We start from the raw sequence: 13,376 nt of genomic DNA, 5'->3' as shown, positions 1-13,376 counted from the left end.
AGGCGGTTGAAAGCAGATCATTAGCTCGGCTACAGAGTGTCTAGTCCGCAGATTGTCCGCAAGACGCTCAGCACCCGCCGTGATCACTCAGCGGCGTCCAACACCGAACGCGCAGGTCAGTCGCGTGTTCCCTCAACCATCATAGATAGCAAACGCCCTGGTACCGATACGACAACTACCGCTGACCGGCGCCCCGTCACAGGGACCTGCCCGAGGAACGAGGGGTGGGGTGGGAGGTACCTACTCCATCTCCCGGGCCAGTTGCTCCAGCCGCGCGATCCGCTGCGCCATCGGCGGGTGGGTGGAGAACAGCGTGGCCAGGCCCTGGCCGCGGAACGGGTTGGCGATCATGAGGTGGCTCTGGGTGACCAGGCGGCTGTCCTGCGGCAGCGGCCGCGCCGCGGCTCCCCGCTCGATCTTGCGCAGGGCGTCGGCCAGGGCCAGCGGGTCGTGACTGAGCCGGGCGCCCGACGCGTCGGCCTGGTACTCGCGGCTGCGGCTGACCGCCATCTGGATCAACCCCGCCGCGAGCGGCCCGAGCAGCATGAGCAGCAGGCCGCCCAGAGCGTTGCCGCCGTCCCGGTCGTCGGACCGGCCCCCGAACAGCGAGGCGAACATCGCCAGGTGCGCGAGGTACGTGATGACCGTGGCCATCGCTCCCGCGACCGAGCTGATCAGGATGTCGCGGTTGTAGACGTGCGAGAGCTCGTGACCGAGGACGGCGCGCAGCTCGCGCCGGTCGAGCAGCTCGAGGATCCCCTGGGTGCAGCAGACGGCGGCGTTGCGCGGGTTGCGCCCCGTCGCGAAGGCGTTGGGCTGCGTCGCGGGGCTCACGTACAGCCGGGGCATCGGCTGGCGGGCCTCGGTCGCGAGCTCGCGAACGATCGCGTACAGCTGCGGCGCCTGCGTCTCGGTCACCGGGAACGCGCGCATGGCCCGCAGCGCCAGCTTGTCGGAGTTGAAATACGCCCAGCCGTTGACCGCCAGCGCGATGACCAGCGCGATGAACAGTCCCTGGCGACCGCCGATCAGCTGCCCCACCACGAGGATGAGGGCACCCATGGCCCCCAGGAGGACAGCGGTCTTCAGTCCGTTGTTCCAGCGCTGCACGATGGTGAGAACGGCCCCGTCGTGGCGGCCGTTCCCGCCCGGATCACCCCGCCGCTCCAGAAGTGACCCGGGCCACAGGCGGCCCCGGCGTCCGGTACGGACACGTAATCTCGGCCGGTGGAGGTGGACCACTCATGACTGCGACGGATCCGTCCACAGCAGGCCCCCGCTCCAGGGAGGGTGGCCTGGTCAAGAGCGTGGTCGCCCTCGACCGCGTGGTCATCCGGCTGGCCGGGGACTCCGGTGACGGCATGCAGCTGACCGGCAGCCGGTTCACCAGTGAGACGGCGGCCTTCGGCAACGACCTGTCGACGCTGCCCAACTTCCCCGCCGAGATCCGCGCGCCGACGGGGACCCTGCCCGGGGTCAGCTCGTTCCAGCTGCACTTCGCCGACCACGACATCATGACGCCGGGGGATGCGCCGGACGTGCTGGTGGCGATGAATCCGGCGGCGCTGAAGGCGAACCTGGCCGACCTGCCCGGCGGCGGGCTGCTCATCGTCGACGCCGACGAGTTCACCTCGCGCAACCTGGCCAAGGTCGGCTACGAGTCCAACCCGCTGGAGGACGGCTCGCTGTCCGGCTGGCAGACCGTGGCCGTGCCGCTGACCAGTCTCACGCTGGAGGCGGTGGCCGGCAGCGGGCTGGGCAAGAAGGAGTCCGAGCGGAGCAAGAACATGTTCACGCTCGGCCTGCTCTCCTGGATGTAGCACCGGCCGACCGTGGGCACCATCCGCTTCCTCGAGCGGCGGTTCCGGGCGCAGCCGGAGCTGGCGGCGGCGAACGTCGCGGCGTTCCGGGCCGGCTACAACTACGGGGAGACGACGGAGGCGTTCGCCGTCTCCTACGAGGTCAAGCCGGCCCCGATGACGCCGGGGCGGTACCGCAACATCTCCGGGAACCAGGCGCTGGCGCTGGGCATCGTCGCGGCCGGGCAGCGCTCGGGGCTGCCGGTGTTCCTCGGCGCGTACCCGATCACCCCGGCCTCGGACATCCTGCACGAGCTGGCCAGGCACAAGGCCTTCGGTGTGCGCACCTTCCAGGCCGAGGACGAGATCGCCGGCGTCTCCGCCTCGATCGGGGCGGCCTTCGGCGGCGCGCTGGCGGTGACCACCACCTCGGGGCCGGGGGTGTCGCTGAAGAGCGAGGCGATCGGGCTGGCGGTGATGACCGAGCTGCCGGTGGTGATCGTCGACGTGCAGCGCGGCGGCCCGTCGACCGGCCTGCCCACCAAGACGGAACAATCGGACCTGCTGCAGGCGATGTTCGGCCGCAACGGGGAGGCGCCGGTGCCGATCGTCGCGCCGCGCTCGCCCGGGGACTGCTTCGACGCCGTCCTGGAGGCGGCCCGGATCGCGCTGACCTACCGCACCCCGGTGTTCCTGCTCTCCGACGGTTACCTGGCCAACGGTGCCGAGCCCTGGCAGATCCCGGACGTCGACGCGCTGCCCGACCTGACCGTCGAGTTCGCCACCGCGCCCAACGGAGCCGAGGGCGAGTTCCTGCCCTACCTGCGTGACGAGGCCACCCTGGCCCGGCCGTGGGCGATCCCCGGCACCAAGGGGCTGCAGCACCGCATCGGCGGGCTGGAGAAGGCGGATCGCACCGGCAACATCTCCTACGACCCGGCCAACCACGACCTGATGACCCGGCTTCGGCAGGCGAAGGTCGACGGGATCGCCGCGACGCTGCCGCCCACCGAGGTCGACGACCCCGACGGTGACGCGCGGGTCGCGGTGATCGGCTGGGGCTCGACCTACGGGCCGATCGGGGCAGCGTGCCGCCAGGTCCGCCGCTCCGGCCGCTCGGTGGCGCAGGTCCACCTGCGCCACCTCAACCCGCTGCCGGGCGACCTGGGCAAGATCCTGGGCCGCTACGAGCGGGTGATCTGCCCGGAGATGAACCTCGGGCAGCTGGCCCTGCTGCTGCGGGCCAAGTACCTCATCGACGTCGTCAGCCACACCCAGGTGCGCGGGCTGCCCTTCCGGGCCGCCGAGCTCGCCGGCGTGATCGGCGACGCCGTCGACGCGATCAACCCGGGCGGCGTCTCCGCCGCCCTCGACGGAGGCACCCAGTGACCGCCACCGAGCCCACCACCGGCCCGCACGTGCACGACCTCGGCCTGCCCACCCCCATCGCGGACGCCATCGCCCGCTCGACCGACCTGGCCGGGGAGAAGGTCAGCGAGCTGAAGGCCAAGGACCTCAAGACCGACCAGGAGGTCCGCTGGTGCCCCGGCTGCGGGGACTACGTCATCCTCAACGCCGTCCAGGCCTTCCTGCCGAGCCTGGGCATCGCCCGCGAGGACATGGTCATCATCTCGGGCATCGGCTGCTCCTCGCGCTTCCCGTACTACATGAACACCTACGGGATGCACTCGATCCACGGGCGCGCCCCGGCGATCGCGACCGGGCTGGCGACCTCGCGCAGCGACCTGTCGGTGTGGGTCGTCACCGGCGACGGGGACGCCCTCTCGATCGGCGGCAACCACCTGATCCACGCGCTGCGGCGCAACGTGAACCTCAAGATCCTGCTGTTCAACAACAAGATCTACGGCCTGACCAAGGGGCAGTACTCCCCCACCTCCGAGATCGGCAGCATCACCAAGTCGACCCCCTTCGGCTCGGTCGACACCCCGTTCAACCCCGTGTCGCTGGCGCTGGGCGCGGAGGCGACCTTCGTGGCCCGGACCATGGACTCCGACCGCAAGCACCTCACCGCGACCCTGCGCGCGGCCGCCGAGCACCGCGGCACCGCGCTGGTCGAGATCTACCAGAACTGCCCGATCTTCAACGACGGCGCGTTCCAACTGCTCAAGGACAACGAGCAGAAGGCTGCGAGGCTGCTCCACCTGGTCGACGGACAGCCGGTCCGGGTGGGCGAGGGCGAGGACGCCCGCGTGGTCGTGCGTGACGACACCGGTGGCCTCGCGGTCGTGGCGGAGTCCGAGGCCGACCCGTCCCGGGTCCTCGTGCACGACGCGGGAGCCGACAACCCGGCGCAGGCGTTCGCCCTGTCCCGGCTCGACGACCGCACCATGCGGCACGTGCCGATGGGGATCTTCCGCAGCGTCGAGCGGCCGACCTATGACGACCTCGTGCGCGCACAGGTCGACGCGGCGGTGGCCTCCGGCGGCGGCCCGGCGACCGACGCCGACCTCGCCAGCCTGCTGGAGGGCAAGGACACCTGGACCGTCTCGGCGGCAGAGCCCGAGCCGACCCGGCGGTGACGCCGGCTCGCTTCCGCGACGTCGACGCGACCAGGCTGGGGACGGCATACGGGTTCACGGCCTACCTGATCTGGGGTGCCTTCCCGCTCTACTTCACCATCCTGGCGCCGGCCGGCGCGTGGGAGATCCTGGTGCACCGCATCCTGTGGTCGGTGGTCTTCTGCGTGCTCGTCGTGCTGGCCACCAGGGACTTCGCGTGGGTGCGCCCGATCCTGCGCAGCCCCAAGGCCCTCGTCGGGGTCACGCTGGCGAGCATCTTCATCGCCGCGAACTGGACCATCTACGTCGCGGCGGTGATGAGCGGGCACGTCACCGAGGCGGCGTTGGGCTACTTCCTCAACCCGCTGGTCACCGTGGGGCTCGGGGTCTTCGTGCTCCGGGAGCGGTTGCGTCCGCTGCAGTGGGCCGCGGTCGGTATCGGGCTGCTGGGGGCCCTCTACCTGACGTTCGCCGCCGGCAAGCCGCCGTGGATCTCACTGGCTCTGGCGTGCAGCTTCGCCAGCTACGGGTTCATGAAGAAGCGGCTCGGCACCAGTCTCGGGGCGTTGCACAGCCTCACCGCGGAGACCGCCGTGCTGGCGCCCGTCGCCGCGCTGGTGCTGGCGTGGCTGACCGTCACCGGGCGGGCCACCTTCACCACGGACGGAGTCGGGCACGGCCTGCTGCTCGCGTCCTCGGGGGTGGCCACGGCAATCCCGTTGCTGCTGTTCGCTGCCGCCGCCCGCCGGGTGCCGTTGGTGACGATCGGGCTGCTGCAGTTCATCACCCCGATCCTGCAGCTGGTCTGCGGGGTCGTGCTGCTGCACGAGCACTTGAGCACCGCCCGGTGGGTCGGCTTCGCGATCGTGTGGCTCGCGCTCGGGGTGCTGTCGGCGGACTCGCTGCGGTCGGTGCGCACCCGCGCCCGGAGGCTCGAGCAGTCGGCCGAGGGCGCGGTCGCCTGAGCCGTCCGGGTCCGGCCGGGCCGGAATCTCGTCGGCCGACCAGTCAGCCGCGGGACTTGGCCGACTCGTTGTCGTTGGCCTTCTGGATCGCCTTGACCAGCTCATCCTTGGTCATGGTCGAGCGGCCGGAGATGTCGAGCTTCTGCGCGACCTCGTAGAGGTGCTCCTTGCTGGCATTCGCGTCCACACCGCCGGCCGTCTTGCGGTCGGTGTCCCGGCCGCCCTTCGCCTGCGCGTCACTGGGCCCCTTGTGGTCCTTGGGCTCCCAGTGGTCCCCCACCTTCTCGTAGCTGTGCTTCAGGGCCGAGTACGCCGTCCGGTGCGCCCGCTCTCCGTCGCCGTACTCCTCGGCCGCCGAGTCGTGGGCCTCGGCGAAGGTGCGCTGCGCCTTGGCGTCCGAGCGCTGCAAGGTGCTCGGGAGCTCGTCCTTGTTCGGCTTGCCGTTCTTCATCATGGGCATGGCAGACCTCCACTCGTTCGGGTGGCTCCTGCCCCCACTGTGCCCCAGGACGGCGCGCTCCGCTCGTCGAGACGAGGGGTCCGGCGGTCGGGCCGTCAGGTCGCGCGGTTGGCCACCCCGAGGGCCAGGGCGCGCAGGGCCTCCTGGGCGTCCCCGTCGCCGAGCGGCTCGAGCAGGTCCCGCGCCTCACGCGCCACGGCGTTGGTGTGCTCGCGGGCACGCTGCATCGCGGCGTGGCCGCGCAGCATGTCCAGGGCCTCGGCGTGCAGCGTGTCGTCCCGCAGGTCGCTCTGCAGCAGCGTGCGTAGCCGCTCGTCCGCCGGGTCCGTGGAGGCCTTGGCATAGAGCACCGGGAGGGTGTCGACGCCCTCCCGCAGGTCGGTCCCGGGCGTCTTGCCGGACTCCCGTGACTCCGACTCGATGTCGAGCAGGTCGTCGGCGAGCTGGAAAGCGATACCCAGCCGCTCGCCATACTGGCGCATGATCTCCACGGTCTCCGGCGGGCAGCCGGAGAAGAGCGCGCCGTAGTGGGCGGCGGTCGCGAACAGCGAGCCGGTCTTCTCGGCGAGCACACCGAGGTAGTAGTCCATCGGGTCCGCGCCTGCGGGCGGCGGCCGGTCGTCCCGGATCTGCCCGGTGCACAGCCGCACGAAGGTCAGCGACTGGATGCGCACCGCGTCGGCTCCGAGGTCGGCGATGACCTCCGATGCCCGGGCGAAGAGCAGGTCCCCGACGAGGATCGCGGTGGAGTTGTCGTAGCGTGCGTTCGCGCTGGGGGCGCCCCGGCGCACGCTCGCCTCGTCCATCACGTCGTCGTGGTAGAGCGAGGCGAGGTGGGTCAGCTCCACCCCGGTCGCCGCGGCCACGACCTGCTCGTTGCGCCCCGATCCGAGCTCCGCGGCCAGCAGGGTGAGCAGCGGCCGGAACCGCTTGCCTCCGGCCGCGGACAGGTGGCCCGAGGCCTGGGCGATGAAGGGGTCCTCGTGGTCGACCCGCTCCCGCAGGCAACGGTCGACGTCGGCGAGCCCCTCCTGCAGCCGCGCGGCGAGCTCCGGCGAGAGCGAGGGCAGCGCCAGGCTTCCCATGGCCCGCGCGGCGGGGGTCATCGGAGGAACTGCGACGAACTGGTCGCGAGGTCGAGCAGCGGCGACGGCACGATGCCCAGCACCAGCGTCGCCAGCGTGCCGATGGTGATCGCCACGGTGCTGACCACCGTCGGCATCGCCACCCGGGTCTCACCGGTCGGCTCGGAGAAGTACATGAGCACGATCACCCGGAAGTAGACGAAGGCCGTGATGGCGCTGGTCAGCACACCGACCACGACCAGCCAGACCCCCATGGCGCCACCACTGGCGATGGCGGGCGCGAAGGTCGCGAACTTCGCGGTGAAGCCGGAGGTGAAGGGGATGCCCGCGAAGGCCAGCAGCAGGAAGGCGAAGACGCCGGCGACGACCGGGTGCCGCTTGCCGAGCCCGGCCCACTGCGACAGGTTCGTCGCCTCGGTGCCCCGCTCCCGCACGAGGGCCACCACCGCGAACGCGGCGATGATGCTGAAGCCGTAGGACGCGAGGTAGAACAGCACACCGGCGACCCCGATCTTGCTCAGGGCCAGGACACCGACGAGCACGAAGCCACAGTGGGCGATCGAGGAGTAGGCGAGCAGCCGCTTCATGTCGGTCTGCGTCACCGACAGCACCGAGCCGACCACCATGGTGAGGACGGCGACGGCCCAGATGAACGGGTACCAGCTCCACTGGTCGCCGGCGAAGCCCACGTAGAGCACCCGCAGCAGGGCCCCGAAGGCGGCCACCTTGGTGCAGGCGGCCATGAACCCGCTCACCGGGCTGGGGGCGCCCTGGTAGACGTCGGGGGTCCAGGAGTGGAACGGGGCCGCACCGGTCTTGAACAGCAAGCCGATCGCGACGAGCAGCACGCCGGCCGTCAGCAGGCCGTCCTTGCCGGTCTGGGTGGGGATCGCCTGGGCGATGTCCCCGAAGTTCATCGAGCCGGCGAAGCCGTACAGCAGGGCCGAGCCGAAGAGGAAGAACGCCGAGGAGAAGGCCCCCAGCAGGAAGTACTTCAGCGACGCCTCCTGCGAGAGCAGGCGGCGACGGCGGGCCAGGCCGGAGAGAATGTAGAGCGGCAGCGAGAGCACCTCGAGCGCGATGAACATCACGAGCAGGTCCCCCGAGGCGGGGAAGAGCATCATGCCGCCGACCGCGAAGAGCGTCAGGGGGAAGACCTCGGTGGTCGTCATGCCGGCTCGCAGGGCCCGCGCCTCGAGGACCGATCCGGGGGTGGACGCCCCGGCCGGCGTGAACGCCTCGGCCGTGCGGCCGTCGAAGCGCTCGGCCATCGCCAGCACCGCGAGCAGGGACAGCGCGACGATGACGCCCTGCAGTAGCAGGGCCGGTCCGTCGATGACGACCTCACCGTCGAACGTGATGCCCTGGTTCGTCCGTGCCGTGGTGGCGATCGCCGCCAGCGCCGCCGCGAGCCCGAGCACCGACAGGATCACTTGGGTGAGGTAGCGGGCACCACGGGGGGCGAACGCCTCCACCAGCACACCGGCCAGCGCGACGCCGAAGACGATCAGCATCGGGAGGACGGCACCGTAGTTGATGGTGGGCGCCGTGAAGGCGGCCGGCATCACGGTGGGCAGGGCGGCGATCACTTCTGTCCTCCATCGGCGGCAGCGCCGGTGAGCGGCGCCGGTTCGGTGACGCCGACGTGGTGCAGCGTCTGGGAGACGGCCGGGTTGATGACGTCGAGCGCCGGCTTCGGGTAGAAGCCGAGGAAGAGGAAGGCGGCGATGATCGGGGCCACCACCCACTTCTCCCGCGTCGTCATGTCGACGACCGACCCGCTCGGTTGGGTCTCAGGACCGTGCATCATCCGCTTGTACATCCACAGGATGTAGATGGCGGCGAAGATGATGCAGATGGTGCCGAAGATCGCGGCGATCTGGTAGCGCTGGAAGGTACCGACCAGCACGAGGAACTCCGAGACGAAGGAGTTCAGGCCCGGCAGCGCCAGTCCGGACAGGCCGGACAGCAGCCACACGCCCGCGATGACCGGGGTCGTCTTCTGCCACCCGCCGAAGTCGGGGATGAACTTGCTGCCGCGACGCTTGATGAGCATCCCGGCGACCAGGAACAGCGCCGCGGTGGTGAAGCCGTGGTTGACCATGTAGAGGGTCGACCCGGCGCCCGCGGGTGTGGTCATCGCAAAGATGCCCAGCACGATGAAGCCGAAGTGGCTGATCGAGGTGTAGGCGATGAGGCGCAGCATGTCGCGCTGGCCGATGGCCACGAGCGCGCCGTAGAGGATCGAGAGCACGGCCAGCGCGATGATCACCGGCGTGGCCCACTTCGCCGCGTCGGGGAACAGCTGCAGGCAGAACCGGATCATCCCGAACGTGCCGACCTTGTCCAGCACACCGAGCAGCAGCACCGACGTGGCCGGCGGCGCCTCGGTCGCCGCGTCGGGCAACCAGGTGTGCACCGGCCACATCGGGGCCTTCACGGCGAAGGCGAAGAAGAAGCCGAGGAACATCAGCCGGCCCGCCGTGGCGTCGAAGTGCACCCCGGTCAGCTTGGTGACCAGGAAGCCGTCCGCGCCGCCGGGCCCGTAGATGTAGAGGGCGATGACCGCGACGAGCATGATCAGCCCGCCGGCCAGCGAGTAGAGCAGGAACTTCAACGAGGCGTAGCGACGGCGCTCACCGCCGAAGGACCCGATCAGGAAGTAGACCGGGATCAGCATGGCCTCGAAGAACAGGTAGAAGAGGAAGACGTCCGTGGCGGAGAACACCCCGACGATGAACGTCTCGAGCACCAGCATCAGCGCGAAGTAGGTCTGCTGTCGCCGGCCCACCTCGGGCTCGTCGTTCCACGCCGCCAGGAGCGACACCGGCACCAGCACCAGGCTCATGAGGATGAGCACGAGCGCGATGCCGTCGACGCCCAGCGAGTAGTTCACGCCGAACTGCGGGATCCACGAGTGCAGCTCGGTGAACTGGAACTGCTGCGTGGCCCCCGTCCGGAACTGGGTCGCCATGGCGACGGCGACGCCGAGCGTCACGAGGGAGAACACGAGCGCCACCATCCGCGCGGACTTCGCGGCCGCGCGCGGCAGGAACGCCACGACGAGCGAGCCGACGAGGGGGATGGCACCGATCGTGCTCAGCCAGGGAAAGTCAGACATCACTGCACCACCCACAGAGCACCGAGGATCACGACGACGCCCGCGAGCATCGTCAGGGCATAGGACCGGACGAAGCCGTTCTGGACCTGGCGCACCCGGTCGGACAACCCGCCGACGAAGGACGCCAGCCCCATCACGAGGCCGTCGACGCCGCGGTTGTCCAGGTAGACCAGCGAGCGGGTGAGCCAGGTGCCCGGACGCACCAGCGCCGCGTCGTTGAAGTCGTCCTGCAGCAGGTCGCGCCGGGCGGCCTGCGTGACCAACGACCCGACGGGGGCCACGACCGGGACCGTCTCCCGCTCATAGCGCCAGTAGGCGAGGCCACCACCGATGACGAGCAGCAGCATGGTCAGCCCGGTGATGACCGGCACGGACATCACCGGTTCGCCGTGGCCCTCGGGCGAGCCGACGACCGGCTCCAGCCAGTTGCTGATGATGCCGGTCGGGCCGAGGATCCCACCCAGCGCCGCGGAGCCGCAGGCAAGCACCATCATCGGGATCGTCATGGTCAGTGGCGACTCGTGCGGGTGCACGTCGTCGGTCCAGCGGCGCTTGCCGTGGAAGGTCATGATGAACAGTCGCGTCATGTAGAACGCGGTGATCCCCGCACCGATCAGCGCCGCCAGACCGAACACCCAGGCGTGCCACCCGTTCCCGACGAAGGCGCTCTCGATGATCTTGTCCTTGGACCAGTAGCCGGACAGGCCGGGGAAGCCGATGATCGCGAGCCAGCCGAGGCCGAAGGTGATCCAGGTGATCATCATGACGGCACGCAGCCCACCGAAGCGGCGCATGTCGATCTGGTCGTTCATGGCGTGCATGACCGACCCGGCACCGAGGAACAGCCCGGCCTTGAAGAACCCGTGCGTCAGCAGGTGGAAGATCGCGAACGCGTAGCCCACCGGGCCGAGGCCGGCAGCCAGCATCATGTAGCCGATCTGGCTCATGGTCGAGGCGGCCAGCGCCTTCTTGAGGTCGTCCTTGGCACAACCGACGATCGCCCCGAAGAGCAGGGTGACGGCACCGACGATCACGACGAGCAGCTGCGCGGTCGGCGACGCCTCGAAGATCACGTGGCTGCGCACCACGAGGTAGACACCCGCGGTCACCATGGTCGCCGCGTGGATGAGCGCGGACACCGGGGTGGGGCCGGCCATCGCGTCACCCAGCCAGCTCTGCAGCGGGAACTGCGCCGACTTGCCGCAGGCCGCGAGCAGCAGCATCAGCCCGATGAAGGTCACCCAGCCGTGGTTGCCGTGGGCGACGGCCGCGTCCACGCCCGCGAAGTCCACCCGTCCGAACAGGAAGAACATCGCCATGATCGCCAGCGACAGTCCCACGTCGCCGACCCGGTTGGCGAAGAAGGCCTTGTTCCCCGCCGTGGCGTAGTCGGTGTTGTGGTACCAGAACCCGATCAACAGGTAGGACGCGAGACCGACGCCCTCCCAGCCGACATAGAGCAGCAGGTAGGAGTTCGCGAGCACCAGCAGCAGCATCGAGGCCACGAACAGGTTGAGGTAGGCGAAGAACCGACGCTTGGCCGGGTCGTGCGCCATGTAGCCGAGGGAGTAGACGAGGATCAGCGATCCGACGAACGTCACCAGCAGGACGAACGCCATGGACAGCTGGTCGACGAGCATCCCTGCCTCGACATGGAAGGACCCGGCGGGGACCCACGTGTAGAGGTGGAGGTTCCACGAGCGGTGGTCGGCCGGCTGGCCCAGCATCTGGATCCAGATGGCGATGGCGACCACGAAGCCCGCCCAGGACAGACCGGTGGCGAGCAGCGGCCCGAACTTGTTGGTGCGGCGCCCACCGAACAGGAGCAGCGCGCAGCCGAAGGCGGGCAGCGCGACCAGCAGCCAGGCGAAGGACGCCGCGCCGGTGGCCGTGGCCGCCTCACTGGACACGAGGGTGCCCGAGAGTTGCACCAGATTCATGGACGCAGGCCCCTTACAGCTTCAGCAGGTTCGCGTCGTCGACCGAGGCCGAGCGACGGGCACGGAAGATGGACATGATGATCGCGAGCCCGACCACGACCTCCGCGGCGGCCACGATCATGACGAACAGGGCGATCACCTGGCCATCGAGGTGCCCCTGGATCCGGGCGAAGGTGACGAAGGCGAGGTTGGTCGCGTTCAGCATCAGCTCGACGCCCATGAAGATGATGATCGCGTTGCGTCGCAGCAGGACCGCGGTGCCGCCGATCGAGAACAGGATCACCGACAGGTAGATGTAGTTCTCCAGGCTCATCGCGAGGATCCCTCCTCGATCTCACGCTCGATGTCGTGCTCGTCCTCCTCGTAGCTGTCACCGAGCGCGACCTGGTCACGAGCCACCAGCACCCGGGACACGGACAGCCTGCTGGGCGTGCCGTCCGGCAGCAGCGCCGGGGTGTCCACGGCGTTGTGCCGCGCGTAGACACCGGGAACCGGGAGGCCGGCGAGGTTCTCGCCCTTCTTGAACCGCCGGTCCGACCACTCGGCCTGGGTCGGCTTCGGGCGCATCCGCTCGCGGTGGGCGAGCACCATGGCGCCCATCGCCGCCGTGATCAGCAGGGCGCTGCTCACCTCGAAGGCCCACACGTACTTGCTGAAGATGAGCTCGGCGATGCCGGTGACGTTGCCGGAGGCGTTGGCCTGGGCCAGGCCGACCGGCTGACCCCACGTCACCTTGCCGATCGCGGTCAGCAGCACGGCGAGCAGGCCCAGCCCGAAGAGAATGCCGATCCAGCGCTGGCCCTTGATGGTCTCCACCAGGGAGTCCGAGGAGTCGACGCCGACGAGCATGACGACGAACAGGAACAGCATCATGACCGCGCCGGTGTAGACGAAGATCTGGATGATGCCGAGGAAGTCGGCCTGTTGGGCGATGTAGAAGATGCCCAGGCAGACCATGACCAGGGCGGTGCCCATGGCCGCGTGCACGGCCTTCTTGGCGAAGATCAACCCGAGGGCGCCGAACACGGTGATCGGGGCCAGGATCCAGAAGAGGACCGCCTCCGACGTGCCGGTTCCGTTCACTTGGTGACACCACCTTCCAGGTGGCCCGCGACAGGCTGCGCCGTGGTGTCGTCGTTCGCCGCGTCCGCCGCTTCGTCCTGGTCCCGGACCCACGCCTCCTGCTCCGGGGTGGCCTTCTCGACCTTGCCGCGGTAGTAGTCGCGCTCGGTCGTCCCGGCCACCATCGGGTGCGGCGGCTGCAGCATGCCCTGCCGCAACGGGGCGAGCAGCTGGTCCTTCTCGAAGATCAGGTCACCACGGTTGTCGTCCGCGAGCTCGTACTCGTTGGTCATCGTCAGGGCCCGCGTCGGGCAGGCCTCGATGCAGTAGCCGCAGAAGATGCAGCGCAGGTAGTTGAACTGGTAGACGCGGCCGTACCGCTCGCCGGGGCAGAACCGGCCGGTCCCGCCCTCGCTGTCGTCGTT

At 69.7% G+C, this 13,376-nt stretch carries 11 protein-coding genes and 1 pseudogene; 3 read left to right on the top strand and 9 right to left on the bottom strand.

The genetic code is table 11. From position 1 onward, the window contains the following. Window positions 1-240: 240 nt before the first annotated feature. Window positions 241-1,110 carry a zinc metalloprotease HtpX gene (htpX, locus tag VFL99_RS15505; RefSeq protein ID WP_325107256.1) on the bottom strand — a complete coding sequence of 290 codons (870 nt, stop codon included), beginning with the start codon at window positions 1,108-1,110 and terminating at the stop codon, window positions 241-243. A 134-nt stretch (window positions 1,111-1,244) separates the two neighbouring features. Between htpX and VFL99_RS15500 the strand changes: the two are divergent. From VFL99_RS15500 to rarD, 3 genes and pseudogenes are all read left to right on the top strand, one after another. Continuing rightward, window positions 1,245-3,188, top strand: a pseudogene (locus VFL99_RS15500) (2-oxoacid:acceptor oxidoreductase subunit alpha). Beyond that, entirely contained in the window at window positions 3,185-4,339 is a 1,155-nt protein-coding gene (locus VFL99_RS15495) for a 2-oxoacid:ferredoxin oxidoreductase subunit beta (RefSeq protein ID WP_414713780.1), read from the top strand. Before VFL99_RS15500 ends, VFL99_RS15495 begins: the two are co-directional and overlap by 4 nt. Further along, the gene (rarD, locus tag VFL99_RS15490; RefSeq protein WP_325107255.1) at window positions 4,336-5,283 is read left to right on the top strand and encodes an EamA family transporter RarD; all 948 of its coding nucleotides are present in this window, start codon (window positions 4,336-4,338) and stop codon (window positions 5,281-5,283) included. The genes VFL99_RS15495 and rarD overlap by 4 nt, the downstream gene beginning before the upstream one ends. A gap of 43 nt (window positions 5,284-5,326) precedes the next feature. Here the strand turns inward: rarD and VFL99_RS15485 are convergent, their stop codons facing one another. The 8 genes from VFL99_RS15485 to VFL99_RS15450 all read right to left on the bottom strand — a co-directional run. Further along, window positions 5,327-5,737: a ChaB family protein gene (locus tag VFL99_RS15485; protein ID WP_414713781.1), complete on the bottom strand. Its 411-nt coding sequence runs from the start codon at window positions 5,735-5,737 to the stop codon at window positions 5,327-5,329. A 101-nt stretch (window positions 5,738-5,838) separates the two neighbouring features. Then, on the bottom strand, window positions 5,839-6,849 hold the full coding sequence (locus tag VFL99_RS15480; protein WP_325107253.1) for a polyprenyl synthetase family protein: 1,011 nt from the start codon (window positions 6,847-6,849) through the stop codon (window positions 5,839-5,841). After that, window positions 6,846-8,393 carry an NADH-quinone oxidoreductase subunit NuoN gene (gene nuoN, locus VFL99_RS15475; protein ID WP_325107257.1) on the bottom strand — a complete coding sequence of 516 codons (1,548 nt, stop codon included), beginning with the start codon at window positions 8,391-8,393 and terminating at the stop codon, window positions 6,846-6,848. Before nuoN ends, VFL99_RS15480 begins: the two co-directional genes overlap by 4 nt. A 20-nt stretch (window positions 8,394-8,413) precedes the next feature. Then, window positions 8,414-9,949 carry an NADH-quinone oxidoreductase subunit M gene (locus VFL99_RS15470; RefSeq protein ID WP_325107252.1) on the bottom strand — a complete coding sequence of 512 codons (1,536 nt, stop codon included), beginning with the start codon at window positions 9,947-9,949 and terminating at the stop codon, window positions 8,414-8,416. Further along, window positions 9,949-11,889 (bottom strand): NADH-quinone oxidoreductase subunit L, encoded by a 1,941-nt coding sequence (nuoL, locus tag VFL99_RS15465; RefSeq protein ID WP_325107251.1) that lies wholly within the window; start codon window positions 11,887-11,889, stop codon window positions 9,949-9,951. The genes VFL99_RS15470 and nuoL overlap by 1 nt, the downstream gene beginning before the upstream one ends. A gap of 13 nt (window positions 11,890-11,902) precedes the next feature. Continuing rightward, window positions 11,903-12,202 carry an NADH-quinone oxidoreductase subunit NuoK gene (gene nuoK / locus VFL99_RS15460; RefSeq protein WP_325107250.1) on the bottom strand — a complete coding sequence of 100 codons (300 nt, stop codon included), beginning with the start codon at window positions 12,200-12,202 and terminating at the stop codon, window positions 11,903-11,905. Beyond that, window positions 12,199-12,972, bottom strand: coding sequence for an NADH-quinone oxidoreductase subunit J (locus VFL99_RS15455; RefSeq protein ID WP_325107249.1), 774 nt, complete (start codon window positions 12,970-12,972; stop codon window positions 12,199-12,201). Before VFL99_RS15455 ends, nuoK begins: the two co-directional genes overlap by 4 nt. Continuing rightward, the coding region (locus tag VFL99_RS15450; protein WP_325107248.1) for a 4Fe-4S binding protein at window positions 12,969-13,376 on the bottom strand (408 nt) is incomplete at its 5' end. The genes VFL99_RS15450 and VFL99_RS15455, both read right to left, overlap by 4 nt.

It is taken from the genome of Segeticoccus sp. (assembly GCF_035708005.1).
This window is presented reverse-complemented; position numbering and strand designations above follow the sequence as displayed.

Excerpts from the sequence above, each read along its gene's own strand:
- nuoL (WP_325107251.1), bottom strand. The coding sequence starts at position 11,889 with ATGAATCTGGTGCAACTCTCGGGCACCCTCGTGTCCAGTGAGGCGGCC.
- VFL99_RS15470 (WP_325107252.1), bottom strand. The coding sequence starts at position 9,949 with ATGTCTGACTTTCCCTGGCTGAGCACGATCGGTGCCATCCCCCTCGTC.
- VFL99_RS15485 (WP_414713781.1), bottom strand. The coding sequence starts at position 5,737 with ATGATGAAGAACGGCAAGCCGAACAAGGACGAGCTCCCGAGCACCTTG.
- nuoK (WP_325107250.1), bottom strand. The coding sequence starts at position 12,202 with ATGAGCCTGGAGAACTACATCTACCTGTCGGTGATCCTGTTCTCGATC.
- VFL99_RS15480 (WP_325107253.1), bottom strand. The coding sequence starts at position 6,849 with ATGACCCCCGCCGCGCGGGCCATGGGAAGCCTGGCGCTGCCCTCGCTC.
- nuoN (WP_325107257.1), bottom strand. The coding sequence starts at position 8,393 with ATGCCGGCCGCCTTCACGGCGCCCACCATCAACTACGGTGCCGTCCTC.